Genomic DNA, 24,998 nt, shown 5'->3' on the forward strand with positions numbered 1-24,998 from the left:
CAGGGCGACGCCCTGATCAACAGCTCTTCGCTGGGCGGGACGCACACGTCGATCGTGCTGTCGCCCGCCCCGACCTCCCGAACGGAGTCCGCCCGATGACCGGCACCACCGAGAACCTCAGCGTGAAGATCCTCTCCACCGGCGGGTACGTCCCCGGGGACCCGATCGACAACACCGAGATCGAGAAGATCGTCGGCCCCCTCCCGGACGACGTCCTGGCCGGCATCCAGGTCGAGACCCGCCACTGGATGATCGACACGGTCACCGGCGAGCACCTCACCTCCAACAGCCGCATGGCGGAGGCCGCGGGACGCCAGGCCCTGGAGCGGGCGGGCGTCGGCGCGGACGAGATCGACCTGCTGGTCGTGTGCACCGCGAGCCCCGAGTACCTCCTGCCGAACGTCGCCACGACCGTGCAGCACTACCTCGGCCTGGAGCGGTGCGCCGCCATCGAGGTGCGCGGCGCCTGCGCCGGCTGGGTGCAGGCCCTGGACATCGCCCGCCGCCAGCTCGCCGACGGCACGGCGCGTACCGCGCTCGTCATCGGCAGCGAGGCCATCTCGCCGCTGATGGCCCCGATGTTCATCGGCAAGGACCCCTTCAAGGTCCGGATGCGCGAGCGGCTGACCCTGTACACCTTCGGCGACGGCGCCGGCGCGGTCCTGCTGCGGGCCGAGCCCGCCGAGGCCGGCCACCAGGACGACTTCGCCTTCGTCAACGCCTGCATGGGCGGCCTCCGCAAGCCCGGCATGGAGATCATCGGCGGCGGCACGGACGTGTCGCAGGCCGAGCAGCTGCGCCGCAAGCGGCTGATCGACATGAAGGTGGACGTGCCCGGCACCACGACCTTCGGCCCCCGGGTCTTCGTCGAGGCCATCAAGGACATGTCCCGGCGCTCCGGCTGGTCGCTGAGCGACCTCGACGCGCTGGTGCTGCCCGAGGGCAACGCCGACTACTTCGCCCGCGAGTACGAGGACGCCGGCCTGTCCGCCGCCGACGACGAGGCCCTGAAGACCGGGAAGATCGTCGAGAACCTCGCCGAAGTGGGCGCCACCGGCTCCGCCGCCGTGCCGCTCGCCCTGGACGCCGCCTGGACGTCGGGCCGGATCCGGCCCGGCCACAAGGTCGTGCTGCTCGGCATCGAGGCCAGCCGCTACGTCTACACCGGCCTCTCGCTCACCTGGCACGCCCCCGCGCCGGTCCCCGCCGCCTGATCCCCGCCCCGCCCGGCGCCCCCCACCCACGACAAGAGGATGCGAAACAGATGTCAGTGACCACCACCACCCACCCCGCCGTCGAGGACTTCCTCGCCATGGTCAACACGCGTGACGCGGACCGCGTCGACACCCACTGCACGTTCGAGCACATCGACCACAACCCCGTGGTCCCCAACGGCCGCGAGGCCAACCGGCTCTTCTGGAAGAACGTCTTCGCCGCCTTCCCCGACATCACCGCCACCGTCAAGGACCTGCTGGTCTCCGGCGACCGCGTCGCCGGCCGCTTCGAGTACGAGGGCACCCACCAGGGCGAGTTCCTCGGCATCCCGGCCACCTACCGCAAGGTCCAGATCCGCTCCATCGACATCTGGCGCCTGGAGGACGGCCTGTTCGCCGAGCACTGGGACCAGACCAACCTCACCGAGGTCCTCCAGGAGCTCCGGGCCGCCGCCCACGCCTGACCCGCCCGGGACGCGGAAACACGAGACGAACACAGCGCACGATGGAGGAACACATGGAACACCGCACGCTGGGCCGGGACGGGGTCACGGTCTCCGTCGAGGGCCTCGGCTGCATGGGGATGACCTTCGGCTACGGGGACTCGGACGAGGCCGAGGCCATCGCCACCGTCAACCGGGCCCTGGACCTCGGGGTCACCCTGCTCGACACCGCCGACATGTACGGGCCGCACACCAACGAGGCCCTCGTCGGCAGGGCCATCCGCGGCCGCCGCGACGAGCTGGTCCTGGCGTCGAAGGTCGGCAACGAGATCGGCGCCGACGGCAAGCTGACCGGAGCCCTCAACGGCCGCCCCGAGTACATCAAGCAGGCCGTCGAGGGCAGCCTGAGCCGGCTGGGCACCGACCACCTCGACCTGTACTACCTGCACCGCATCGACCCCGACGTGCCGGTCGAAGAGAGCATCGGCGCCATGGCCGAGCTCGTCGCGGCCGGCAAGGTCCGCCACCTCGGGGTCTCCGAGGCCTCGGCCCGGACCATCCGGCAGGCGCACGCCGTGCACCCGCTCGCGGCCGTCCAGACCGAGTACTCCCTCTTCACCCGGGACGTCGAGGTCAACGGAGTGCTCGACACGGTGCGCGAGCTGGGCATCGGCTTCGTCGCCTACAGCCCGCTGGGCCGCGGCTTCCTCACCGGCGGCATCCGCAGCACCCAGGACATCCCGCAGGGCCTGGACTTCCGCCGCTTCGCCCCGCGCTTCGCCGAGGAGAACCTGCGGCGCAACCTGCCGGTCGTGGACGCCCTCGTCGCCCTCGCGGCACGCCTGGAGGTCTCCGCCACCCAGCTCGCCCTGGCCTGGGTGCTCTCCCGCGGCGACGACGTGGTCGCCATCCCGGGCACCAAGCGCCGCAAGTACCTGGAGGAGAACCTCGGCGCCGTCGCCGTCTCCCTCTCCGCCGAGACCCTCGCCGAGATCGAGCGCATCGCTCCCCACGGCATCACCGCGGGCGACCGCTACCCCGCCGAGGCCATGGCCCAGCTCAACGGCTGAGCCGACGCCCCCACCAGTCAAGGAGAACACCGTGTCCGCACCGCGCATACGCCGAGTGCTGATCGCCGGCGGCGGCATCGGCGGCATCGCCACCGCGCTGGCCCTCCAGCAGCAGGGAATCGACTCCATCGTCTTCGAGAGCGCGCCCCAGCTGCGCGACGGAGGCGCGGGCCTGCACATCTGGACCAACGGCATGCTGGCCCTGGAGTACCTGGGCCTCGCCGACGCGGTCCGCGAGACCGCACCCGCGCAGGAGGTCTGCTCGTTCGCCGACTGGCGGGGCAACTCCATCGGCGACTGGCCCGTCGGCCAGTTCACCTCCCGCTACGGGCAGCCGACCGTCGCCATCGGCCGGTCGGCGCTCCACGGCATCATGAGCGACGCCCTGACCGTGCCCGTGCGCACCGGCGCCCGGGTGACCGGCTACGCCCAGGACCGCGAGGGCGTGACCGTCCGCTTCGACGACGGCACCGAGGAGCGCGGCGACGTGCTGATCGGCGCGGACGGCGTCCGCTCGGCGGTCCGCGCCCAGCTCCTCGGGCCCCAGCCGCCGCACTACACCGGCTACATCGCCTGGCGCGGCCACGCGAACATGAGCCCCGAGGAGATCCCGCCGGGCAGCTTCCTCGGCCTCTTCGGCCGCGGCACCCGCTTCACGTACTACGACATCGCCCCCGGCGTCGTGCACTGGATGAGCGTGGCGAACGGCCCGGCCGGCGGCCGCGACCAGGGCACCCCCCAGGACACCCTGCGGATGCTCCAGGCCAGGCACCGCGGCTGGGTCGACCCGGTCGCCCGGATCCTGGCGGCGACCGACCCCGACAGCATCATCCGCAACGACGTCACCGAGCGGAAGCCGGACCCCGTCTGGGGAAGCGGCCGGGTGACCCTGCTGGGCGACGCCGCGCACGCCGTCAGCTTCAACATCGGGCAGGGCGCCTGCCTGGCCATCGAGGACGCGCTGGTGCTCGCCGAGCACCTCACCCGCCCCGGAGACGTGACCTCCGCGCTGCGCGCCTACGAGGCCGAGCGCCGCACCCGTACCGCCCCCATGCAGCTGCTCGCGGCCCGCATCGGCTGGGCCGGCGCGCTGGAGAACCCGCTGGCCGTCTGGATCCGCGACCAGCTCATGAGGGCCGCCTGGACGCGCGTCGCCTTCGCCGCCGCCGAGAAGGAGCACGTCGCCTACGGAACCCGCTGGCGCGAACGCGCCCTGCAGAACCACCACTGATCCCAGCCCGAGAGGGCACGAGAGGAAGGGACGGTCATGGCGACCGGCTCCACGGAACACAACAAGGCGACCATCCGCCGCGTCTTCGACGAGTTCGTCAACCAGGGCGACTTCTCCATCGTCGACGAGATCTACCGGCCGGACATCATCGACCACGAAGGGCTGCCGGGCGCGCCCGAGGGCGTCGAGGGCGTCAAGTACACCATCGCCGGGCTGCGCGCCGCGTTCCCCGACCTCAAGGTCGTCATCGAGGACATGAGCGCCCACGGCGACCACGTGGTCATCCACAACACCTGGCACGGCACCCACCTCGGTGAGCTGCTGGGCATGGAGCCGACCGGCCGGACCATCGAGTCCACCGGGATCGTCGTCTGGCGCTTCGAGGACGGACTGATCGCCGAGCGCTGGGCGATCGGCGTGGCGTCCAACATGTTCGCGCAGCTCGGGATGCGGATGTTCGCCCCGGGCAAGGGCCGGCGCACGGTCCGCAAGACGGACCTGCCCGTGGTCCGCGTCGTTCCCCTGCCGGCGGACAAGTCCGAGGCCTGGCACCGGCTCAACACGGAGCTGGCCGGCCCCCGCCTGCGCGAGTACGAGGCCTCCCGCCGCCGGCTGGGCATCAGCCACGAGGTCTTCCGCGTCACCCCCGGTCCGGACGGGGACCGGGTCGCCGTCTACTTCGAGGCCAAGGACCCCGCCCGGGTCGCCCGTCTCTGGGACGCCTCCGAGGACCCCTTCGACCAGTGGCTGCGCGAGCAGGTCCGCGACATCCACGGCACCGACCCGTGGCTGCTGGACGACGCGGCGGCCGCGGCGGCCGGCCACACCTGGAACGCGCCGCCGAAGCTCGTGCCCGAGGTGGCGGCCTGATGGAGGTCCTGCACGCGGTCCTGACGGGCGTCGCCCCTGCTGGCCAACGCGGTGGTGTACGGCACCGACTTTCTTTCTCCGCGCTGGTCCAGCGGCCCGCCATGGCCCACGCGAACGACGAGGTGCTCACCAGCGCCATGGGGCTCACCCACCACTACGGGGACAAGCGGATGCCCGTACCGGGCGTGGCCGGCGTCATCGCCACCGCCCTCACCCTGGTCGCGGCCGTGTTCACGGGCGGCGCCCTCGCCATCGCCTCCGGCGCGGTCGCCCTCGTCTCCCTGGTGATCTGGCTGCTCATCTACAACCGCATCAGCGGCCCGGTGAACAAGAAGCTCGGCGCGGCGGCCCTCGCCGGCATCACCCTCCCCGACGCCCGGGAGCTGCAGAAGACCTGGGACAGCGTGATCAACGTGCGCGTCGTCCTCCAGGGGCTCACGCTCGCCGCACTGTTCACGGGCGTGGCCTTCGGCTGACCGCCGGCGGCCGCGCCGCCCCGGCCGCCGACGGCCGGGGCACGCACGTCCTGTTGATTCGAAAGGAAATCCCATGAAGGTATTCGTCACCGGCGGGTCGGGTTACATCGGCCGCGCCCTGCTGCGCGTGCTGGCCGCCCAGGGCGACTCCGTGACCGCGCTGGTGCGTTCGCAGGAGTCGGCGAAGGTGGTCGCCGACCTCGGTGCGACCCCGCTGGTCGGCGAGCTGACCGACGAGGCGCTGCTGCGCGAGGCGGCGGCCGCGGCGGACGGCGTGGTGCACCTGGCCCTGACCGGGGACGAGCGCTCCGGAGAGGTCGACCGGATCGCGGCGAACGCGCTGCTGGAGGGCGTCGGCGGCAACCCGTACGTCCACACGGGCGGCAGCTGGGCCTACGGCGACACCGACGGCGCCGTCGCCGAGGACGCGCCGTTCGCCCCGCCCATGGTCGTCGGCTGGCGCGTGCCGCTGGAGCAGCAGCTGCTGGCCACCACGTCGCAGGGCAAGCACCCGGTCATCGTGCGCCCCGGTCTCGTCTACGGGCGCTCCGGCGGCCTGCCCGGCTTCTTCCTCGGCGAGGGCCTGCAGGCCGGCGCCATCGGCTACCTGGGCGACGGCAACTCGTCCTGGTCGCTCGTGCACGTCGACGACATAGCCGAGCTCTACGCCCGCGCCCTCAAGGCCCCGGCCGGTACCCAGTACCTGGGCGTCACCGGTGCGAACGTGCGGACCCGCGAGGTGGCCGAGGCGCTGAGCCGGGCGGCGGGCATTCCCGGCCAGACCCGCTCGGTGTCGGTCGAGGAGCTCTCCCAGAAGCTCGGCCTCCTGGCCGACGCCCTGTTCCTGGACCAGCAGTTCGCCACCACCCGGGCCCAGGACGAGCTGGGCTGGATTCCGCAGCACCGCGACCCGCTGGACGACCTCGCAAAGGGCATCTGAGCCCCGCGGAGCAAAGGCCGCCGCTTCCTCCCGGAAGCCGGCGGCCTTTCGGCATGCCCGCGGAGCGGCACCCCCGAGGGGGCGGCCGAACCGTCCAAAGCGACATGAACCAGCCTCCGAGCGGCCTTGCGGCCCTCCTCATGCGGCATTCAAGGGATCTTCTAACCGCAGGGGGGCACTATGTTTGAGATCGCGAATGCGGCAACGGGGGGAATGGCAAAAAATGGCCTCGACGAACGAGAAAGACAGGACCTGGGTCGGAATCGCATTCGACCCGACACCCGACTTCATCGCACGACAGTCCGACATGATCGAGACATACCGGCAGCGGCTCATCATGGACCGCAGCCCCTTCGGCACCGATCCCGAACACTGGTGGCACACCAGCAGGTACGCACTCGAAGTCTTTGCAGAGTGCCTGTTCTCCCTGCAGCTCGGACGGCTGCCGGCCGCCGGGGGCGCCGGACTCGACCTCCGGCGCAACTACAGCACCCCACGAGAGCGCGACCAGGCCGCCCTCCACTGCATCCACGCGGCCCGCACCCTCTTCGGTGTCATCTCCGAGGTCCTGTGCGAGGTCTTCCCGGCCCCCCGCGACAGCCGTCGCCTGGCCCAGGTCCTCACCGACCTGCACACCGTCCTCCACCGCAGCCTCGAAAAGCCCGCCATCGAGCTCCTGAGCACCCTGCACAACCAGCGCGAACTCTCCCGGGAGGTCCACGACCGCATCGGCAACCACACCAGCCTCGCACTGCGCCAGCTGGAACTGCTGGAGATCATGCTGAGGCGCGGAGCCGGCGAACAGGGACTGGAACACGAGGAGCGCATCGGACACCTCAAGCGCACCCTCGTCGAGACCATGAACAGCACCCGGGACCTCGTCGACGGCCTGCGCAGCGACTCCGACGCCCCCCACGAGCTCAAGTCCGCGCTGCTCGGCTACCTCGCCGCGGTGGACGTGTCCCACCCGGTCGTGCACGTCCACGTCGACGACGACGTCGACTGCGTCATCGCGGCCATGGACATGGGAGACGCCCTCTTCCTCATGGTGCGCGAATGCCTGCGCAACACGCTGGCCCACGCCGACGCCTCCGTCGCCACGGTCGACGTGGGCATCGAGGGACGCACCGTGGTCGCACGGGTCCAGGACAACGGAGCCGGGTTCGAACCACACCTGCGCAGCGGCAACGGACTGAGGTCGCTCTACGAACGCGCCGGACTGCTCGACGGGAGCGTGCGGCTCATCAGCTCGCCCGGCAGCGGCACCCAGATCACCATCACCGTTCCGTTCATCGGAGGCAGTCATGGCGAACCCGGCGTCTGAGGCCGACCCCATCCGGATCATCGCCGTCGACGACCACTCCCTCCTGCGCAACGCCCTGTGCGAGCTGCTGGACCTCCAGGGGGACCTGCGCGTCGTCGCCCAGACCGACTCGTCGGCCGCACTCGTCGAGCTGGCCCTCGAACACCGGGCGGAAGTCGTGCTGCTGGACGTGGAAATGCCGAATCACCATGCACCCACCGTGGTGGGGGAGCTGAGCAGGGCCCTGCCCGATCTGCAGGTCCTGATACTCAGCATGCATGGTGATCCGCAGCTCATCCAGGAGCTGCTGCGCCAGGGAGCCAGAAGCTACCTGCACAAGAGCACGCACCACGAGACCCTGCTCGCGGCCATCCGCAACATCCGCAACGTGGATCCGCACACCATCATCGCGGTGCCGCAGCAGGGTCGTCCCAGTGCCTTCGCGCCGGCGCCCTCGGGCCTGTCGCCGAGGGAGCGCGAGGTCCTGACGCTGGTGGCGCACGCCATGAGCAACCGGCAGATCGCCAGTGAGCTCGGCGTCGCGGAGGGCACCGTCAAGCGGCACCTGCGCAACATCTTCGAGAAGCTCGAAGCGGTGTCGAGGGTGGACGCGGTCAACAAGGCCATCGACGCCCAGCTGATCGTCCGCAGACCCAGCCTGGGCGACGTCGGCTGACCTCAGCCGATTCCGGCCAGGCCGCGCGCGCCGCGCCGGCCGGCCCCGCGGGAGACGGCGAGTGGGTCCCAGCCGGCCGCGCGCGGCGGGAGCAGGGCCGGGTCGCCCAGCACCGCGCCCGCGTGGACCTCGGCGAGCAGCCGGCGCCCCGTGATCTGGCCGGCGCACGCCATCCCGCCGACGGCGGCACCGGTGATCCCGCTGCCGTACCGGGTGCTGGCACCCACCACGTACAGTCCCTCGACGGTGGTGGCCGTGTCCGGCCGGCCGCCGACGCCGCCCCAGTGGGCCAGGCCGTAGGGCGTCCCGCCGGTCGCGAGCGTGTACCGCTCGTGCGAGATCGGCGTCGCCGCCTCCAGGTGCACGATGTGCTCCCGGAAGGGGCCGATCGCCTCCTCGGCCGCCCGCAGCATCGCCTCGGTCAGCCGCGCCTTGCGGTCCTGGTAGCCCGCGTTGCGCCGGTACCGCTCGCCGGCCGCGGGCCCCTCGTTGACACCCCAGAACTCGTACCCGGGCGGGCAGAGCGTCATCACCTGGAAGTTGCTGTGCCCGGGCGGGCAGACGTTGCGCGCGCCCGGATCCTTCAGCGAAGCGAAGGAGAAGAACAGGAGCGGCACCTCGTCCACGCGCTCATCGGCCAGATCCTGGTAGGCGGCCTCGATGTCGCCGTTCCGGTACCACCAGAGGTTCGCGTTCGGACGGGCCGGCAGCTCCCGGTCGAGCGCGATGTAGAGCGTCGCGAAGGGCAGCGCCATCTCCGCCTGCCGGGTCTTGGCCACCAGCCGGCGGCCGAAGTGCTCCTCGCCCACGAGGTCCAGCACGGTCCTGCGGTAGTCCGCGTTCGAGATCACGAGGGGCGCCCTGAGCACCTCGCCGTCCCGCATCTCCACCCCGGCGGCCCTGCCGTCCTCCACGAGGATCCGGCCGACCCGGCTCCGGGTGCGGAGCTCGCCGCCGTGCGCCTCCAGCGCCTCGACCAGCGAGGCCGCCAGCACCTGGCCGCCGCCCTCCGGATAGTAGGCACCCCGCAGGTAGTGGTCGGTGACGGCCGCGTGCATGGACACGACGGCCTGCCGCGCGCCCATCCCGTAGTTGGGCGACTGGGCGGCCAGGACCGTCCGCGCCCGCGGGGACAGGCCGCAGTGGTCGAACAGCTCGGAGACCGTACGGCGTCCCCAGCGGGCCGTCACCGGCGTGCGGGCCATCAGGTCGGCCACGGACAGGTCGCCGTCCGACAGCATCAGCGAACGGGTCTCGTCCGCGATGGCGGCGCACACGTCGGTGAACAGCAGGATGCCCGCGGCGTCCTCCGGAAGCGCCTCCGACAGCCGCTTCGCGTACCTGTCCCAGCCCGTGGGGACGTCCACGGTCAGGTCCGGCAGCGCGATCCGGTCGAAGCCGTCCTGGTCCATCTCCCGGAAGGAGACCCGCCCGCCCAGCCCGAGGCCGGAGAGGATCGCGGGCAGCACCCCGTCCGGACCGCAGTCGCCGAGATAGTGGACGCCCACGTCGAACTCGTAAGCCCGGCGCCGGCGGAAGACGTGGCTGTTGCCGCCCGCCACGTCGTGCTGCTCCAGCACGAGCACCCGCCGGCCGTCGGCCGCGAGGTACGCCGCGCACACCAGACCGCCGATGCCACTGCCGACGACGATGGCGTCCCACTCATCCCGATCCACGGGTAACCGTCCCCTTCTCGCGCTGTGCACTCAGACCCGGCTGCGCACGATCAGCGCACCGGCGTTCCCGTCATGGCCGACCGACGTGACCAGGCCGATACGAGGCCGCCCGGCCGGCTCGTCGCTCCAGTGGGCGAGCAGGCCCGCGAGCTGCATGGCGCCGCTGGCGCTGTACGTCTCGCCCAGCACCTCGCCGACGCGCACCTGCTGCGGCAGGTGCCCCAGCGCGAGACGGACCGCGCGCTCCTCCAGCCGCTCCAGCCCCACGTGGTGGGTGGCGCCCAGCGACACCACGTCCACGTCCTCGGCCCGGACCCCGCTGCGCTCCAGCACCCGGGTGATGGCCGAGGCCAGCCCGTCCGTCAGCCCGCGCCGACCCTCCTGGCGCTGGTTGACGCCCGCCCAGGTGTTGTAGCCGACCTCACAGGCCAGGAGGTCCGCGAGGGCGGTCTCCTGCTCCTCCGCGGTCGGATCGGACGTGACGACGAAGATGGCCGAGCCCTCGCCGACCGACGCCCGCTCGTCCAGCGTCCCCGCGTGGTGCCACGCCCACGCCGTCGGAGCGCTGAGCTCCTCGGAACCGCCCACCAGCAGCCGGTCGGCGTGCCCGACCGACATCGCCATCCGGGCGTGGCGGAAGGCGTAGAGACTCGCGCTGCGCCCGCCGGCCACCGTGGCGTTCAGGCCCTTGAACCCGTGGCGGATGGCCATCTGGCCGGCGCTGACGTTCATCACGCTGTGGGAGAACTTGCCGGGGTTGATGAGCTGCGGCTTGTCCAGCGTGAGCGTGTCGTACAGCAGGTCGGTGTACCCGGCGATGCTGCCGGTGTTGGTGGCCAGCACCACACCGGTCCGGGCCGGCTCCTCGCCGGCCCCGCCCGGACCGGCCGATTCCAGCGCCTGCTTGCAGGCGACCAGGCTCAGGCCGGTGAGGCGGTCCAGGTACTTGATGCCCTTGCGCCCCAGGTGGTCGGCGAGCTTGAAGTCGGGAACCGGCCGGACCGGACGCGGGGGGTAGTCCTCCGCGTCGGGTCCGGCGCCGGCGCCCGGCACGGCCTCCCCGCTCAGCAGGGCGGCCAGGGGGGCCAGGCCGTAGCCGGCGCTGGAGACCACCCCGGCGCTGACTACGGTCAACGGCCGCACGGGCGCCGCTGTGGTCACGAGTACCTCCCGAGAATGGTGATGACGTTGTTGCCGCCGAAGGCGAAACCGTGGTTCTGGACGATCTCCACCTGGGCGTCGCGTCCCCGGCCGGGGACGACGTCCACGCCGGGACCCAGCTCCGGGTCGATCTCCAGCAGGTTGGCCGTGGGCGGCAGGAACCCCTGCTCCAGGGCCTTGCAGGACGCGATCGCACCGAAGCCGCTGGCCGCGCCCATGGTGTGGCCGAGCATGGACTTGAGCGAGCTGATGGGCGGCAGCCGGTCACCGAACACCTGACGGACCGCGTTCACCTCGGTCGAGTCGTTGGTGGGCGTACCCGTGCCGTGCGCGCAGATGTAGTCGATCTGCTCCGGGGTGACGCCGGCGTTGCGGTGGGCGGCCCGGATGCACGCGGCGATGCTCGTCGCGTCCGGGTGCACCATGTGCTCGGCGTCGCAGTTCGCGGCGTAGCCGAGCACCTCCGCGTAGATGCGGGCACCGCGGGCCAGCGCGTGGTCGAGGGGTTCGAGCAGCAGCGCCGCCCCGCCCTCGCCGGTGACGATGCCGGCCCGGTTGGCGTCGAACGGCCGCGGCAGGTCCGCGGCCATGGCGCCCAGGGCGTAGAACCCGGAGTGGGTCAGCCGGTTCACCACGTCCGCGCCACCGGCGAGCATGAAGTCGGCCTCGCCGCTGCGCACCATGTCGAAGGCGTAGCCCAGCGCGTAGTTGCTGGCCGAACAGGCGGTCGGGATGGTCTGGGCGTCGCCGGACAGGCCGAGTTCGGCGTTCACCGCGTTGGCGATCTGGCTGGCCGGCATCTGCCCGACCAGACGGGGCTCCAGGCCCTTGAGGCCCTGGGTGAGCCACTGGCCGCCCAGGCTCTGGCCGACCGCGGACTCGCCGCTGGTGGTGCCCATGATGGAGCCGGACCGGCCGGCGGAGAGGAGCTCGGGCTCGATGCCGGAGTCCTCCACGGCCAGGCGGGCCGCCGCGGCCGCGAGGAGTCCGCTGCGTCCCCACCTGTCGGGGTCGAGGTTGCGCAGGATCTCCGTCGGCTCGAAGTCGTTGACCTCGCCGGCGTTCCGGCTGGGGAACGGGCTGGCGTCGAAGCTGCGGATCGGCTCGATGCCGACCCGGCCCGCCCGGACGGCACCGGCGAAGACTTCCGCACCGATACCGACCGGGCTGACCGCTCCGAGCCCCGTGATGACGACTCGTCGCAAGGGCGTGTCAGGCATCAGTTGCCCGCGCATCCTTCGACGGCCACCAGGAGGGCGCGCAGCGTCTCCAGGGACTCCAGCTCCTCCTTCGGGATGACGTAGCCGAGCTCCTTCTCGATGCGGGAGACGACCGTGATGAGGGTGAGGGAGTCGCTCTCGTAGTCGTCGATGAAGTGGCCGTCGTAGGTCAGCTCACCGTCCTCCAGCTCCAGCTCCTCGTTGACGATCTCGCGGACCTGGGCCTCGAGGTCAGTTCTCAGGTCGACAGTCTGGGCGCTCATGACGATTCCTCTTCCTGGATGGTGTGTGTCTGTGAGGTGGGGGCGGGACGGGACTTACGCGGCCGGGGCCGTCGGCGGCTGGAGGGTGATGGCGCCCATCTGCGCCAGCATCAGCAGGTCCTGGCGGTAGCCCCAGTGCTCGACGACCAGGCCGTTCTCGATCCGGTAGATGTGGGTCTGCTCGACGTCGACGTCGCGCTGGCTGGCCTCGAAGCCGAGGAAGTTGCCGACGTGCTTGCCGGTGAAGCGCAGCCGCAGGATGGCGCGGTCGCCCTCGGAGAAGCTGTCCAGGTGCTCCCACTTGGCGCCGGCGAAGGCGCTGTGGACCCAGCGGGCGGTGCCGAGGTAGCCGAGCGGGCCGCCCGGGGTGCCGGGAGGGGCCTCGTGGTCGACGAACTCGGCGCCGATGTACTTGTGGGCGGCCTCCTCGTTGAGGTCGTTGAAGACCTTGCCCATCTCCATGGCGAGTTCGAGTGCTTCGTTGCTCATCGCATTGCTCCTGAATGGGTTGGGATGTTCCGGGTGGGTCAGTGGTCCGTGGGTGCGGGGCCGGCTCAGTGGCCGGCGCCCAGGCCGCCGGTGACCGGGATGACGCCCGCGGTCACGTACGAGGCGTCGTCGCCGGCGAGGAAGCGCACGGCGGCGGCGACCTCCGCGGCGGTGCCGGGGCGGGCCAGGGCGGTCCTGGCCAGGGCCTGCTCCCGGCGGGTGTCGGTGATGTCCTGGACCATGTCGGTCTCGATCAGGCCGGGGGACACCACGTTCACCGTGATGTTGCGGCGGCCCACCTCGATGGCGAGCGACCGGGCGAAGCCGATCAGCGCCGCCTTGGAGGAGGCGTAGTTGGTCTGGCCGGGGGCGCCGGCCATGCCGCTCATCGACGACATGTAGATCAGACGGCCCCAGCGGGCCTTGATCATCGCGGGGATGACCTCGCGGGTGACGGTGACGGCGGCCTGGAAGTTGGTCTCCATCACCGCCCGGAAGTCCTCGTCCGGCATGCCGATCAGCAGCTGGTCGCGGGTGATGCCGGCGTTGGAGACCAGCACCTCGACGGGGCCCTGCTGGATGGTCACGTCCTCGACCGCTGCCCTGACGTCGTCGGGGTTGGTCACGTCGCACCGCACGGCGTAGAAGCCGGGAGGCGGCTCCCCGTTGCGGTAGGTGATCGCGACCTTGTTCCCCTCGGCGGCCAAGGCCTCTGCGGTGGCGAGTCCGATGCCCCGGTTTCCGCCGGTGACGAGTACGGAGCGACTCATGTGCACCTCCTCTTGTCGTGTCGCCACGGGCCTTGTGGTGGTGGCGGTGTCGGGGACGGCCGGCTCATGCGACGTCGTCCCACAGGGATTCGATCCGGGCGGCGGCGCTCTCGGCGTCGGTGAAGAGCACCGCCCGCCATCCGGCCGCCTCGGCGCCGGCGCAGTTGTGCGGCAGGTCGTCCACGAGCACGCAGCGCTCCGGGGCGACACCCGCCCGCTGCGCGGCGAGTTCGAACATGCCGGGGGACGGCTTGCGGTGACCCGTCTCGAAGGAGAGCAGGACGTCGTCGAAGAGCTCGGAGGGCTCGATCATCCGCCGCCAGTGCTGGTCCCAGGCGGGCACCATGTTCGAGAGCATCCCGACGAACGCTCCCCGGTCCCGCGCCTTGCGCAGCTGCGACACCCAGGCGTGGTTGGTCTCCCGCCCGTCGAACCAGGCGTCCGCCATCGTGCTGAGGCGGAGGGTGACGCCGTGTTCCGACTCCAGCACGTCACCGATCTCGCGGAGCCACTCCTCCTCCGTCACCAGCGGCGTGTCGATCGGCAGCATGATGTCGGTGGTGCCGTACCGGGCGGTGACGGTGGCCAGGGCCCGTCCGAGGACGGCCTGGTCGACGCCCATGGAGGCGCAGAACTTCTCCATGGTGTGGCTGAGCGGAGGGGTGAGGACGCCTCCGAAGTCCGACCAGATCGCCAGTCGGGGCGCGGTGCTGTCAGGCATGGTGGTTCCTCGGCTGGAGTTCGGGGTGCGGGATGCGGGATGCGTCGTCGACGGTGACGGTGAGCGCCGCGATCTCCTCCGAGTCCTGGAGGAACCGGACGCGGATCACGTGGCGCTCGGGGCCGGCCGGCACCCGGTCCGCCGACACCGTCAGGGGTACGTCCAGCTCGGCGAAGCGGTAGAACTCCGCGTCGAAGCCGGAGGCGTACACCGGCAGGGGGGCTTCCCCGGGGGCACGGCCGGCGGTGCCGGCGGAGTAGACCGCCACCTGGCGGGCCGCCTCGACCAGGGTCATCGCCGGCAGGTGGTCGTAGGCGTGGTCGAACAGCGCCGGGTTGTCGAAGCGCGGTACGACCTGGGCCACGACCGAGTCGCCGGTGACCTCCGGTTCGGTGAGGACGACGTTCAGCGGGTTGTCGCGGCCCACCAGTTCGGGGGCGACGCGCCGGGCCGTGCGGGACACGACGTCCTCGGTGAACTCCGAGCTCATCGGTGCCGGTGTGCCGCGCTGCGCCTGGCGGAGGATCTCGTTCTCGTGCTTCTTCAGGAAGAGCACGTCCATGGAGTGGTCGCCGACGTGCACGTCACCCATGTAGATCCGCTGGACGAGCCGGCCCTTGCGGAACCGGCCGTTGCGGGCCGGGGTACCGAAGAAGTCGGTGTCGATCCGCGGGGTTCCGGTTTCCCGGCCCACTTCCAGAGCATACAGATTCTTCATCGAAAACTGGAAGGTGTTCACGATGGCGATGGTGTCGATCGGAATTCCCACGTGAATGTGGGAACCCGCGATCGATACCTGTCGCCCCGCCTCCAGGAAAATCAGGGAATCGTGCAGCTTGGGCCGCGACCGGTGGTCACTGTAATAGAGATGGGTCAGCGGAAGGTGAATTCCAGCCGTCACCGCCATGGGCCGCAGCGTTCGAACATCCGTGACGAAGACTTCGGTGATCGCGGAACGGTGCACGAGTGCCCGTTCGATGGTGCGGCCGTAGTCGATGTCCTGGATCACAGTAGAGGTGGCGTCCTCAATCACCTGCGTGGTCATACGTCTTCCCTCCTGACCACTTCTCCGAAGTGAACGGTTGGCTTGCGGATGGGTGGGGCTCCGGTCAGCCGACCGGGACCGACACCCGCTCCTGCTCGACGGCCCCGGGGCCGACCTGCGTCGTACGGCGCCTGATGAACAGGGCGCTCACCGCGCCCAGCAGGACCACCGCCGTGCCGATCCACAGCGCCGACTGGAGGCTGTCCGTGAAGGCCGCCTGTGCGTCGCCGGTACCGGCGCCGGCGAACTGCCGGCTGAAGACCGCCGTCAGGGCGGCGACACCCAGCGCACCGCCGAACTCGCGGCTGGTGTTGTTCGCGCCGGAGGCCTTGTTGTGCTCGCTCTCCCGCACCGCGGAGATGACCGTGGCGGGGTTGCCGGCGAAGACGAGGCCCATGCCGATGCCGGCCAGGGCGAGGGCGGGCACCATGGAGCCGTAGCCGACGTCCGGGGTGACGATCAGGGCGATCCAGCCGAGGCCGAGGGCCTGGAGGGCACAGCCCACCGCCTGCAGGACTCCGCCGCCGATGCGGTCCACGAAGCCCATCGCGGCGGGCACCACGATCATCGGGGCGACGGTCCACGGGAGGGTGCGCAGTCCCGCCTCGAAGGGCGAGTAGCCCATCGGGCCCTGGAGGAACTGGCTCAGGAAGAAGATCGACCCGAAGACGCCGAAGTACATCGTGATCGACACCACGTTGCTGAGCACGAAGGCCGGGACGCGGTACATGTGCAGCGGGATCAGCGGGCTCGCGCTCCTGCGTTCGTTCATGATGAACGCGACCGCCAGTACCGCCGCGGCGCCGAGTCCGATCAGCGTGGTGCTCTGGGTCCAGCCGTGGTCCGCGGCGTGGACGATGCCCCAGACCGCCGCCACGACCGAGCCGGTGATCAGCACCATGCTGGGGACGTTCAGGTTCCGTTCCTCGCCCTTGCTCTCCTTGACCGCCCAGAAGGCGAGGGGCAGGGCGATGACGCCGACCGGCACGTTGATCCAGAAGATCCAGCTCCAGTCGATCTGCTCGGTCACCAGGCCGCCGGCCAGCGGACCGACAGCGATGCCGAGGCCGTTGACGCCGCCCCACACACCGACGGCCATGTTCCGCTGCTCCCGGGAGACGGCGGCGACGGCCAGGGTGAGCGAGACCGGCAGGATCGCGGCCGCACCGGCGCCCTGGAGCACGCGGGCGATCACCAGCGTGGCGACCGAGTTGGCCACCGCACAGCCGATGGAGGAGGCCGTGAAGAGCCCGACGCCCCACAGGAAGACCCGGCGGCGGCCGAAGCGGTCACCCAGCGCCGCACCCGCCAGCAGCAGACCGGCGAAGGCCAGCACGTAGCCGTTCATCACCCACTGCAGTTCGGACTGCTTGACGCTGAACTGCTCGGCGATCTTGGGCAGTGCGTTGGTGACGACCAGGTTGTCCAGCGACACCATGAACATCGGCAGGGAAGTGGCTATCAGCGCCCAGACGGGAGCCGGCCCCTTGTTCGTCGCCATCATCGGCCGTACCCCCCGGACTCCGAGCCCGGAATGCGGCGGAGGGTGACCAGGTCCGAGGTCCGGCCGGCCATGAGCTCGCCGACGTCGCCGCTGAGGACGTAGTCGCCGTGCGGGGTCACGGCCACCGTCGTGGGGCCCTGGGTGGCCCACGGGTCCAGCCGCTTGCTGAAGCCGGCGGTGCGCCAGCCGTCCTTCGACTCCAGGACGGTCACCGCGTCCACCCCGCCGGGCACGCCCACGGCGGCGCCGATCGAGTTGGTGACGACGACCAGGGAGCCGTCGGGACGCAGCCCGAGACCGTCCGTGCCGACCAGCGGCCGGGGGAGCTTGACCTCGGTCACCCGGCGGTGCGCCGGCGCGTTCGGGTTGATCCGGAACATGACGCCGGTGTCGTAGCGCACGGCGAGCAGGTAGCCGTCCGGGTGCCAGACGATCCCGTTCAGGCCGACGATGTCGGCGGCGAAGCGGGGGTCGGTGACCACCGGGGTGACCTTGCCGTCGAGGCCGATCCGCTGGATCGTGTCCGACACGGAGTCCGTGACGTAGATGTTCCCGCGGCGGTCGAACGTGAGGTCGTTGGCGAAGGTGCGTCCGCGCCCGCCCGCCACGTCCACCTTGCGCTGCAGCTTGCCGGTGTCCAGGGCGAAGACGGCCACGCCCGAGGTCGGCGGCTGGTCGCCGACGTCCAGGCGCTGGCGGACCCAGAAGTCGCTGTAGGCGACCAGGATGCGGTTGCGGGCGACGTCGACGCGGATGCCGAGGGTCGACACCATGCCGATGCTCGGCGCCAGCTCCTTGATGCCGCCGTCCTGGCCGATCACGGAGAGGTTGCCCTGGGAGGCGGAGCCGACCAGGAACGCACGGCGGGTCGGGTCCCAGGCGATGCCCTCCGGGTAGAGCTCGGTGGCCCGGCCGGTGATGACCTCGGCGCCCTGGTGGAGGCTCACGGACTGGGCGGCCGCGGGGACCGGCTCCGCCACGGCGACGGCCGGTAGCGCGAGCGGCGCGATGGACGCGAGCACGGCCACGCCGGCTGCGGCTGCCGCTAAGGGCAGTGAACGAAACACTGTTCTTCCTTCTCTCGTACGTACGGGGCAAGGGCAAGGGCAAGGTCAAGGGGAGTGGGGGAACGGGGGAGTGACGGGGGTGGGGGCGGGACGGCGGCCGGGAGTCAGGAGGCCCGGCCGCCGACCAGCACGCACCGCTGCACCCGCCTCAGGTCCTCCGAGGGCTCCAGGCCGAGTTCGTGCGCCAGGACGGTACGTACGTCCTGGAACGCGCGCAGGGCGTCGCCCCGCCGGCCCGACTGGTGCAGGGCGTCGATCAACCGGGCGTGCAGCCATTCGTTGTACGGGTGGCTGGCCACCAGGTTCCGCAGCTGGGGCAGGACCTCGCGGTAGTAGCCCAGCCGCATGGCCACTTCGATCCACTTCTCCTGGGCGTGGAGCTGGAGCTCCTCGATCTCCCGGGCGTGTGCCGCGAGGACGTGACCCTGGCGCACGTCGGCCAGGGCGGGTCCCCGCCACATGCCGAGCGCGTCGCCGAAGCTCTCGTATGCCGCTTCCAGGTGTCCGGCCCGCAACTCCTGACGGCCCCGGGCGCAGGTCCTGCGGAAGACGGCCAGATCGCTCTGGCGTTCCTCCACGTTGAGCGAGTACCCGGTCGCCTCCGTGGTCAGCAGGTCCTGCACCGCCTCGTGCCCGAGCCACTGACCGAGCTCCTGGCGCAGGTGGTAGACGTGCGTGCGGACCGTGTTGACCGCCGTGGCCGGCGGGTCGCCTTCCCACAGCTCGTCGATCAGGTGGTCCACCGGCACGGTTTCGTTGGCCCGGACGATGAGGAGGGCCAGCAGCTTGCGCACCTTGGGACCGCGGGGGCGGTAAACGGAAGCGCCGTAGCGCATTTCGAGCGGACCCAGAATACGGAATTCAGGATTTCGCTCAGGGCGGGTGGAGTGGGCGGCCAGCCAATCGTCGAGGAGATCGGGCCGGGACCCGTTGTCGGAGGTGATCGGTTGCGGCATCAACAGCGGCATGGCAACGAATCTATGAGCACCGCCGGGATCCGGACAGACGTCCTATGGTGCACCCCCCATGCCTCCTTGGAGGCAATCCGATCGTCCGGAACGCGCCGACGTTGGCCGGAAGAAGACCAAAGCTATGCTGCCGAGAACCAATTGAAACTTCCGACGGTCCTCGATGACGCGGGCGTCCGGGCCCCGGAAAGGAGAGTGCACGATGCGTCTGAGACTCCTCGGACCCTTCCTCGTCGTCACGGCCGACGGCACGTCCCACACCCCGGGACCGCCCAAGGTCGCCCAGGCCCTCGCCCTGCTCGCCACCCAGCCGGGCCAGGTCGTCAGCTCGGACACCCTGGTCCGCGAACTCTGGCGGGAAAACCCCCCGCGCACCGCTCTCGCGACGGCCCAGACCCACATCCACCACGCCCGCAGGCGGCTCGACGAACTGTCGGCCGGGGAAACGTCCCGGCCCGTCCTGATCACGTGCCCCTCCGGCTACATGCTGCACCTCGAAGACCACCAGGCCACCGACGTCCGGGAACTCGAAGACCTCGTCCTGCGCGCGGACGCCGAACTGGGCCGCGGCGACGCCGAAACCGCCGCCGCCCACACGAAGCGGGCCCTCGCCATCAGACGAGGGCCCCTGGTCTCCAACATCCCCGTCGGCCACGTCCTGGCCGGCCGCCGGGCCCGCCTGGAGGAGCTGTACGTCCAGGCCCTGGAACTGCACATCGAGATCACCGTCCGGCTCGGCCGCTACCGCGAGGTGATCCCGGAGCTGCGCCTCCTGGTCCACGACCACCCGCACCACGAGTGGTTCCACGGCCACCTCATCGCCGCCCTCCACCGGTGCGGGCGCCGCACCGAGGCGCTCCAGGCCTACCGGACACTGGAGCGGATCCTGGACGAAGAGCTCGGCCTGAGCCCGCTGCCCAGCACCCGCCGGCTCATGGACCTGGTCCTCGAACCGAACCCCGACGGCTCCGCGGCGGAGCCCCCGTGGTCCGTCCTCCCCCGCGCGGGCAGGCCGGCGGCCACCCCCCGGTGACCGCCGCCGGACACCCCCTAGGACTCCCTGCGGCCTTCCAGATAGGCCGTGTGCGTCTGCTGCCGGAGGGCCTCCCGGTCCTGGAGCTCCGCCGTCAGGCGTTCCGCTTCCTCCGACAGCAGCGACAGCTGCCGCTCCAGGTGCCGCTCGGGGGACTCCCCGCCCGGCGTCAGCCGGGTCCACCAGCGGGTCCGGTTGTACGTGTCCACGCACTCCGGCACGTCCAGCCGGACCGCCCGCGCCAAAGCGTGCACCGCCTCCGGTTCGGCCGCCAGGACCTGCGCCGGCCACCCCGGGTCCAGCAGGGCCGCGTACAGGTCCAGCAACTCGCCCAGCTTCCCCTCGGCGGCCGGCGGCAGCTCCACCTCCGCCACGTACCCGCGCAGCCGGCCCAGGTCCTCCCGTACGAGGTCCAGCTGCTCCGCGGGGCCCGGGAACGGCGGCGGCGGAGTCCGGTCGGGCGGCGCGAACAGCGCACCCGCCCCGTACAGCCCCGCGACCACCGCCGGCCAGTACGTACCCGCCACCCCGGCCAGCGTCAGGCCCAGCCCGAGGAGCCCGCAGGCGCTGCCCCACAGGTTCTTCCTCGACTCCAGGTACGCGAGCGCCCTACTGGTAGCCACGGATCTCCTCGAAGGCCCCGGCCAGCGAACTGTTCCCGTCCGTCGCGTCGAAGAGCCGGCCACCGGTCAGCTCCGTGATGTGCGTCAGCTCCTTGCGGTCCGAGTCCCCGAACAGCACCGCGAACACCGGCGTGCGCTTCTGCGCCTCCGGCAGCCCGGCGTAGAAGGAGTCGAAGTCCTTCACCTTGTCCCCGCTCTGCCCGTCCGTCATCAGCACGATCGAGGTGAACGCGTCCGCGTTGCCCTCCCCCAGGTGCTGGTACGCCGCCTTCAGGCTGGCGTAGACGGCCGTACCGCCCTCCGGGCGCAGCGACTTCACGTCGCCCCGGATCGCGTCCAGCGCAGGCCCCGGATTGCCCGGCTCGACGACGTGCGTCAGCACCTTCTTCACCTTGTCCCCGAACGGCAGCAGCGTCACCTCCTCACGGTCCCGGAACCGCTGCCCCGTCCCCGAACTCCCCGTCCCCGTCAGGTCGGTGAGCGCCGAACGCAGCCGCCCGATCCGGTCCCCCTCCTCCATCGAACCCGAGGTGTCCAGCACGTACACCGTCCGCGAGGGCCGCCGCAGCTCGTTCTCGTACGAGGCCAGCAGCCCGTCCGCCACCGACCGGACCCCCGGGAAGGGCAGCTCGCGGCGCACGGCCGGATCCAGCCCAGCCGCCGGCGCCACCCCCGCCGCCACCGGCCGCCGGAACGTCTTCTCCGTGATCGCCTTCTGCGCCGCGTCCCCCCGCAGGTACTCCGTCAGCAGCCGGCCCGACTCCCGCGCCCCCGCCGGGGCCGACGTCAGCAGCGTCAGCGGGTAGTGCGCCGTGACCACCCCGTCCTTCGGGCGGACCACCTTCAGCGGCGACTTCGCCCGGTCGTTCATCGACAGCAGCACCGACTCGTAGTTGACCAGCGCGTCCACGTCGTCCCGCTTCGCGTACGCCGTCGCCAGCCAGCCCGAGGAACCGGACGTCAGCTTCTGCCCCTTGAAGAACTCCTTCAGCCGCGGCCGGGCCTTCTGCACGTCCGCATCCGTCAGCGCCGACTGCGCGCCCGACAGCCCCGACGCCACCGAGACGAGGGCGGAGAAGCCGGAGTTCGACCGCACCGGGTCCGTCATCCCGTACGACAGCTTCCCGGCCGCCACGGCCTCCTCGACCGCCGACCAGGTCACCTCCTCCGGCTTCCAGCCCAGCCGGGCCAGCGCCTCCGGCTTGACGCCGACGGCGACCGGCGAGGACATCACCGGCGTCTCGTTGGCGAGCTTCGCGGCCGCCTCGGGACGCAGCCGCAGGTAGTCGTTGGAGGACAGCCAGATCGCGTCGTACCTGCCGTCCGCCTTCCCCGAGGCGACCTGCTCGGCCGCGTCCAGCGTCCCCGACCAGGTGAAGTCGACGGAGACCCCGGTGGCCGTCTTGGCGTCCTTCAGGATCTGGGCCATGTCGGAAAGCTCGCTGGAGGCCAGCACGCGGAGCCGGCCCTCCTTGTACTCCTGCGGCTTGCTGCCGTGGGTGGAGCCGCCGGTGGCGCCTCCGGTGTTCGTGGCCGGTTCGTCGGTGCAGGCCGTCGCGCCCAGCAGGGTCGCGGCCAGGACCACCGCCGCGGCGAGGCGCCTGCGGACGCGCGCCGTGTGCAGCTTCGTCCTCGTGGTGCGCGCGCTCATCGCTCCCCGCCTTCCAGGGCGTTCGCGGTCCGGGTGCGGGCCAGGTGCTCCGAGGCCGCCTGGAGCTCGCCCGTCAGGGACTCCACCGTCGCCGCCATGCTCTCCGTGGCCTGGACCTTGAACGTGTCGATCGCGTCCAGGGTCTTGTAGATCTGCGCGAAGGCCGTGCGCAGGGTCTCCGCCCCCACGGCCGGGTCGGCGGCGATCCGCTGGATCTCCCCGCTCTGGGTCGCCAGCATCTCCGCGTTCCCCCGGATCAGCTCCTCCGTGGTGCCGCGCAGCGCGTCGACCTGCTCGGCCACCTTGCGCTGGTTGTCGAGCGCCGAGGCCAGCATCACCGCGATCCGCAGCGCCGAGACGGTCGTCGTCGCCGCCCGGTCGACGCCCTTGACGAGCTCCTCGTTGTTGCGCCGGACCACGTCCATCGCCAGGTAGCCCTGCGCGCACACCGCCAGCTGCGTCAGCAGGTCCTGGTGCTTCTGCCGCACCGGGAACAGCACGTCGGCGCGGAGCGCGTCCGCCTGGGCGGGATCGGTGCGTTCGGCCTCGGAGATCCGCTGCTCGACCGCCGCGTCCAGGGCCTCGGTGAGGACCGCGTACTCCTGGAGCCTGCCCATCGTCTCCCACAGCCGGGCCCGCTCCGCGTGCAGGGCGGCGTTGTCGCGGCGCAGCTCGTCCTGGCCGCCGCGCAGCGCGCCGACGATCCGGTTCAGGGTGGTCTGGGAGGAGGCGTACTTGGCCACGTGGTCCCGGAACCTGTTGCCGCCCGGCAGCTTCGCCAGCAGCCTGCGGGCCCCCTTGGCGGGCGCGTCCCGCGGGTCGAGGTCCTCGACGGTGCGGCGCAGCTCGACCAGCGACCCCGCCACCCGGCCCTGGGCGTCCCCGCCGCCGTCCGCGCCGAGGGACCGTACGGCCCGCTCCAGCATCCGGTTGGACTGGTTGGCGGCGGTGCGCATCTCGGCGGAGCCGAGCGAGGTGATCTCGCCGATGCGGGACGCGAACTCCGGCGAGCGGGCGTCGATCCCGGCGAGCCCGCCGACGTACTCGTCGGCCCGGCGGGCCATCTCCTCCTGGACACCGTCCTGGAGCGGGACGAGGCCGGAGGCCTGCTCGCGGCGGACGGCGGGCACCGGCTCGGGCGCGGTCAGCACGAGCGGGCCGTCCTCGGGCGGTGTCAGCGGCGGCGGTGTCAACGGCGGCGGTGTCGGTGTCACGGCGTGCCCCCCTGCCCCTTGGCGCGGCCTGCCAGCGCCGTCAGGACCTTCACGGTCGGAGCGCTGACCTGGCGGATCCCGGTCAGCTCCGGGTTGAGGTACCCGGCGTACTGGGTGGTGGCCGCGGAGAACTCGGCGGTCCCCTCCTGGGGGCGGAAGCCGTGCCGCACGGCCAGCTCGCGCAGCCTTTTGTCGGTGGCGAGGAGCGTGCCGAGGTCCTTGGCCTTCTCGCCGAGCGGTACGAAGGTGTGCGGGGAGTTCACGGTGGTGTCCGGGTACAGCACGACCATGCTCGCGGCCTCCCCCGTGGCCTGCTTCTGCATCAGCAGCGCGGCGACCTGCGCCTCGTAGGCGAGGACCAGCGGCTCGCCGCTGCCGCTGATGAAGGAACGGAAGGGGCCGTCGGTGCTGGGCTCCAGGGAGCCCTGGACGGAGATCAGCTTCCGGAGGAGGGGGGCGGTGCGCTCGATGCCGGCGTCGTCGGAGACGACCGTCTTGTTGTTGGCCACGTTGGAGGTGGCGCCGATGAACAGGGCTCCGGAGTTGGAGGTGGTGGGGTCGGAGGTCTTGATGAAGACCGTGCCCGTCAGTTCGGTGTGCGCCGAGGAGCCGGGGAGCTGCTGCCAGGTGCGGTCCTCGCCGGCCGCCTTGAGGAAGGGCTCCATCAGGAGGGTGCCGGTGTTCTTGCCGTTCATCCGGGCGAGGCCGTTGTCGGCGAGGACGCGGGCCGCGTTGGCGCGGGCGATGACCACGAGCGGGGAGAAGAAGGGCTTCGCGCTCTGCGCGCCCTTCACCCCGGCCTTCGCGGCGATCTCGTCCGCCGGCTCGCTGCTGCTGGGGAAGGCGAAGTCGTACTCCTTGAGGGCCAGCTGGTCCATGGCCCAGGAGCCCGAGGTCTCGGTCTTCACGGTGTAGCCCTTGGCTGCAAGGGCCCTGACGACGTCGGGATCGCGGAAGAACTCGGACTTCTCCGATCCGATGACGCCACGCACGGTCTTCGTTGCCGTGCCCTCTGATGTTCCGGTTCCTCCGAGGAAGATGACGGCGACAACGCCGCCCACGAGGAGGACCGCCAGAGCGATTCCAAGGATGCGTCTCACGGGGGCAGCCTGCTCACGGAAACCCACATTCCGCGGGGCGTTGGGTGAACGCGGGGTGTCCAGACGGTCCCGCTTCGAAATGCTGTGTGGGTGGGCGGGTGCTGGTGGGAGGGGGCGGGCGGCGGGAGGATCTGGACATGGGCATGGGTGTGAGTACGTCGTCTGGTTTGAGGTGGCAGGGGTGGGTGGTGGGCATGGTCTGCCTGTCCGGCCTGCTGGTGTTCGCCCCGCTGGGGCTGTACGTCTGGGCCAGCGGCGGCCCCGCGGACC

Annotated in this window: 25 protein-coding genes; 10 read left to right on the top strand and 15 right to left on the bottom strand. The window is 71.4% G+C overall.

All coding sequences use genetic code 11. The features are described 5' to 3' along the window. Nucleotides 1-95: 95 nt before the first annotated feature. The 9 genes from SSNG_RS22285 (at nucleotide 96) to SSNG_RS22325 (ending at nucleotide 8,223) form a co-directional block, all read left to right on the top strand. Entirely contained in the window at nucleotides 96-1,214 is a 1,119-nt protein-coding gene (locus tag SSNG_RS22285; RefSeq protein WP_007266152.1) for a ketoacyl-ACP synthase III, read from the top strand. Between the two features lie 50 nt (nucleotides 1,215-1,264). After that, on the top strand, nucleotides 1,265-1,678 hold the full coding sequence (locus tag SSNG_RS22290; RefSeq protein ID WP_007266153.1) for an ester cyclase: 414 nt from the start codon (nucleotides 1,265-1,267) through the stop codon (nucleotides 1,676-1,678). 53 nt (nucleotides 1,679-1,731) lie between these two features. Beyond that, nucleotides 1,732-2,727 (top strand): aldo/keto reductase, encoded by a 996-nt coding sequence (locus tag SSNG_RS22295; protein WP_007266154.1) that lies wholly within the window; start codon nucleotides 1,732-1,734, stop codon nucleotides 2,725-2,727. Nucleotides 2,728-2,758: 31 nt separating this feature from the next. Continuing rightward, nucleotides 2,759-3,958 carry an FAD-dependent monooxygenase gene (locus SSNG_RS22300; protein ID WP_042801652.1) on the top strand — a complete coding sequence of 400 codons (1,200 nt, stop codon included), beginning with the start codon at nucleotides 2,759-2,761 and terminating at the stop codon, nucleotides 3,956-3,958. A gap of 36 nt (nucleotides 3,959-3,994) precedes the next feature. After that, nucleotides 3,995-4,828, top strand: a complete 834-nt coding sequence (locus SSNG_RS22305) for an ester cyclase (protein ID WP_007266156.1) — start codon at nucleotides 3,995-3,997, stop codon at nucleotides 4,826-4,828. Further along, entirely contained in the window at nucleotides 4,828-5,304 is a 477-nt protein-coding gene (locus SSNG_RS22310; RefSeq protein WP_007266157.1) for a DUF1772 domain-containing protein, read from the top strand. The genes SSNG_RS22305 and SSNG_RS22310 overlap by 1 nt, the downstream gene beginning before the upstream one ends. Nucleotides 5,305-5,377: 73 nt before the next feature. Further along, on the top strand, nucleotides 5,378-6,244 hold the full coding sequence (locus tag SSNG_RS22315; RefSeq protein ID WP_007266158.1) for an NAD-dependent epimerase/dehydratase family protein: 867 nt from the start codon (nucleotides 5,378-5,380) through the stop codon (nucleotides 6,242-6,244). Nucleotides 6,245-6,551: 307 nt separating this feature from the next. Then, a complete protein-coding gene (locus SSNG_RS22320) occupies nucleotides 6,552-7,568 on the top strand; it encodes an ATP-binding protein (RefSeq protein ID WP_165365021.1) in 1,017 nt (338 codons plus the stop codon). Then, nucleotides 7,549-8,223 (top strand): response regulator transcription factor, encoded by a 675-nt coding sequence (locus SSNG_RS22325; RefSeq protein WP_007266160.1) that lies wholly within the window; start codon nucleotides 7,549-7,551, stop codon nucleotides 8,221-8,223. Before SSNG_RS22320 ends, SSNG_RS22325 begins: the two co-directional genes overlap by 20 nt. Before the next feature lie 2 nt (nucleotides 8,224-8,225). On the opposite strand, the gene SSNG_RS22330 is transcribed toward SSNG_RS22325, so the two are convergent. The 11 genes from SSNG_RS22330 to SSNG_RS22380 form a co-directional block, all read right to left on the bottom strand. Continuing rightward, nucleotides 8,226-9,899: an NAD(P)/FAD-dependent oxidoreductase gene (locus tag SSNG_RS22330; protein ID WP_007266161.1), complete on the bottom strand. Its 1,674-nt coding sequence runs from the start codon at nucleotides 9,897-9,899 to the stop codon at nucleotides 8,226-8,228. Nucleotides 9,900-9,929: 30 nt separating this feature from the next. Continuing rightward, nucleotides 9,930-11,060 (bottom strand): beta-ketoacyl synthase N-terminal-like domain-containing protein, encoded by a 1,131-nt coding sequence (locus tag SSNG_RS22335; protein ID WP_007266162.1) that lies wholly within the window; start codon nucleotides 11,058-11,060, stop codon nucleotides 9,930-9,932. Then, nucleotides 11,057-12,280: a beta-ketoacyl-[acyl-carrier-protein] synthase family protein gene (locus SSNG_RS22340; protein WP_206731320.1), complete on the bottom strand. Its 1,224-nt coding sequence runs from the start codon at nucleotides 12,278-12,280 to the stop codon at nucleotides 11,057-11,059. The genes SSNG_RS22335 and SSNG_RS22340 overlap by 4 nt, the downstream gene beginning before the upstream one ends. Continuing rightward, on the bottom strand, nucleotides 12,280-12,543 hold the full coding sequence (locus SSNG_RS22345; RefSeq protein ID WP_007266164.1) for an acyl carrier protein: 264 nt from the start codon (nucleotides 12,541-12,543) through the stop codon (nucleotides 12,280-12,282). The genes SSNG_RS22340 and SSNG_RS22345 overlap by 1 nt, the downstream gene beginning before the upstream one ends. 54 nt (nucleotides 12,544-12,597) lie before the next feature. Further along, entirely contained in the window at nucleotides 12,598-13,032 is a 435-nt protein-coding gene (locus SSNG_RS22350; RefSeq protein ID WP_007266165.1) for an ester cyclase, read from the bottom strand. 65 nt (nucleotides 13,033-13,097) lie between these two features. Then, the gene (locus tag SSNG_RS22355) at nucleotides 13,098-13,802 is read right to left on the bottom strand and encodes an SDR family oxidoreductase (protein WP_042801660.1); all 705 of its coding nucleotides are present in this window, start codon (nucleotides 13,800-13,802) and stop codon (nucleotides 13,098-13,100) included. A 64-nt stretch (nucleotides 13,803-13,866) separates the two neighbouring features. Then, the gene (locus SSNG_RS22360) at nucleotides 13,867-14,523 is read right to left on the bottom strand and encodes an HAD family phosphatase (protein ID WP_007266167.1); all 657 of its coding nucleotides are present in this window, start codon (nucleotides 14,521-14,523) and stop codon (nucleotides 13,867-13,869) included. After that, on the bottom strand, nucleotides 14,516-15,568 hold the full coding sequence (locus tag SSNG_RS22365) for an AfsA-related hotdog domain-containing protein (protein ID WP_007266168.1): 1,053 nt from the start codon (nucleotides 15,566-15,568) through the stop codon (nucleotides 14,516-14,518). Before SSNG_RS22365 ends, SSNG_RS22360 begins: the two co-directional genes overlap by 8 nt. A 64-nt stretch (nucleotides 15,569-15,632) precedes the next feature. After that, nucleotides 15,633-17,072 (bottom strand): MFS transporter, encoded by a 1,440-nt coding sequence (locus SSNG_RS22370; protein ID WP_007266169.1) that lies wholly within the window; start codon nucleotides 17,070-17,072, stop codon nucleotides 15,633-15,635. Continuing rightward, a complete protein-coding gene (locus SSNG_RS22375) occupies nucleotides 17,069-18,139 on the bottom strand; it encodes an SMP-30/gluconolactonase/LRE family protein (RefSeq protein WP_128637094.1) in 1,071 nt (356 codons plus the stop codon). Before SSNG_RS22375 ends, SSNG_RS22370 begins: the two co-directional genes overlap by 4 nt. 104 nt (nucleotides 18,140-18,243) lie before the next feature. Beyond that, nucleotides 18,244-18,975: an AfsR/SARP family transcriptional regulator gene (locus SSNG_RS22380; protein ID WP_042801663.1), complete on the bottom strand. Its 732-nt coding sequence runs from the start codon at nucleotides 18,973-18,975 to the stop codon at nucleotides 18,244-18,246. Between the two features lie 334 nt (nucleotides 18,976-19,309). Between SSNG_RS22380 and SSNG_RS22385 the strand changes: the two genes are divergently transcribed. Next, entirely contained in the window at nucleotides 19,310-20,140 is an 831-nt protein-coding gene (locus SSNG_RS22385) for a BTAD domain-containing putative transcriptional regulator (RefSeq protein ID WP_007266172.1), read from the top strand. A 17-nt stretch (nucleotides 20,141-20,157) separates the two neighbouring features. On the opposite strand, the gene SSNG_RS22390 is transcribed toward SSNG_RS22385, so the two are convergent. The 4 genes from SSNG_RS22390 to SSNG_RS22405 are packed head-to-tail and all read right to left on the bottom strand — an operon-like array spanning nucleotide 20,158 to nucleotide 24,728. After that, nucleotides 20,158-20,763 carry a hypothetical protein gene (locus tag SSNG_RS22390; protein ID WP_007266173.1) on the bottom strand — a complete coding sequence of 202 codons (606 nt, stop codon included), beginning with the start codon at nucleotides 20,761-20,763 and terminating at the stop codon, nucleotides 20,158-20,160. Beyond that, nucleotides 20,750-22,414 (bottom strand): VWA domain-containing protein, encoded by a 1,665-nt coding sequence (locus SSNG_RS22395; protein ID WP_050779701.1) that lies wholly within the window; start codon nucleotides 22,412-22,414, stop codon nucleotides 20,750-20,752. Before SSNG_RS22395 ends, SSNG_RS22390 begins: the two co-directional genes overlap by 14 nt. After that, a complete protein-coding gene (locus tag SSNG_RS22400) occupies nucleotides 22,411-23,592 on the bottom strand; it encodes a toxic anion resistance protein (protein ID WP_042803938.1) in 1,182 nt (393 codons plus the stop codon). The genes SSNG_RS22395 and SSNG_RS22400 overlap by 4 nt, the downstream gene beginning before the upstream one ends. Before the next feature lie 32 nt (nucleotides 23,593-23,624). After that, nucleotides 23,625-24,728, bottom strand: a complete 1,104-nt coding sequence (locus tag SSNG_RS22405; RefSeq protein ID WP_042801665.1) for a substrate-binding domain-containing protein — start codon at nucleotides 24,726-24,728, stop codon at nucleotides 23,625-23,627. Nucleotides 24,729-24,998: the final 270 nt, after the last annotated feature.

The sequence above is a fragment of the Streptomyces sp. C genome (assembly GCF_000158895.1).
GTDB lineage: Bacteria > Actinomycetota > Actinomycetes > Streptomycetales > Streptomycetaceae > Streptomyces > Streptomyces racemochromogenes.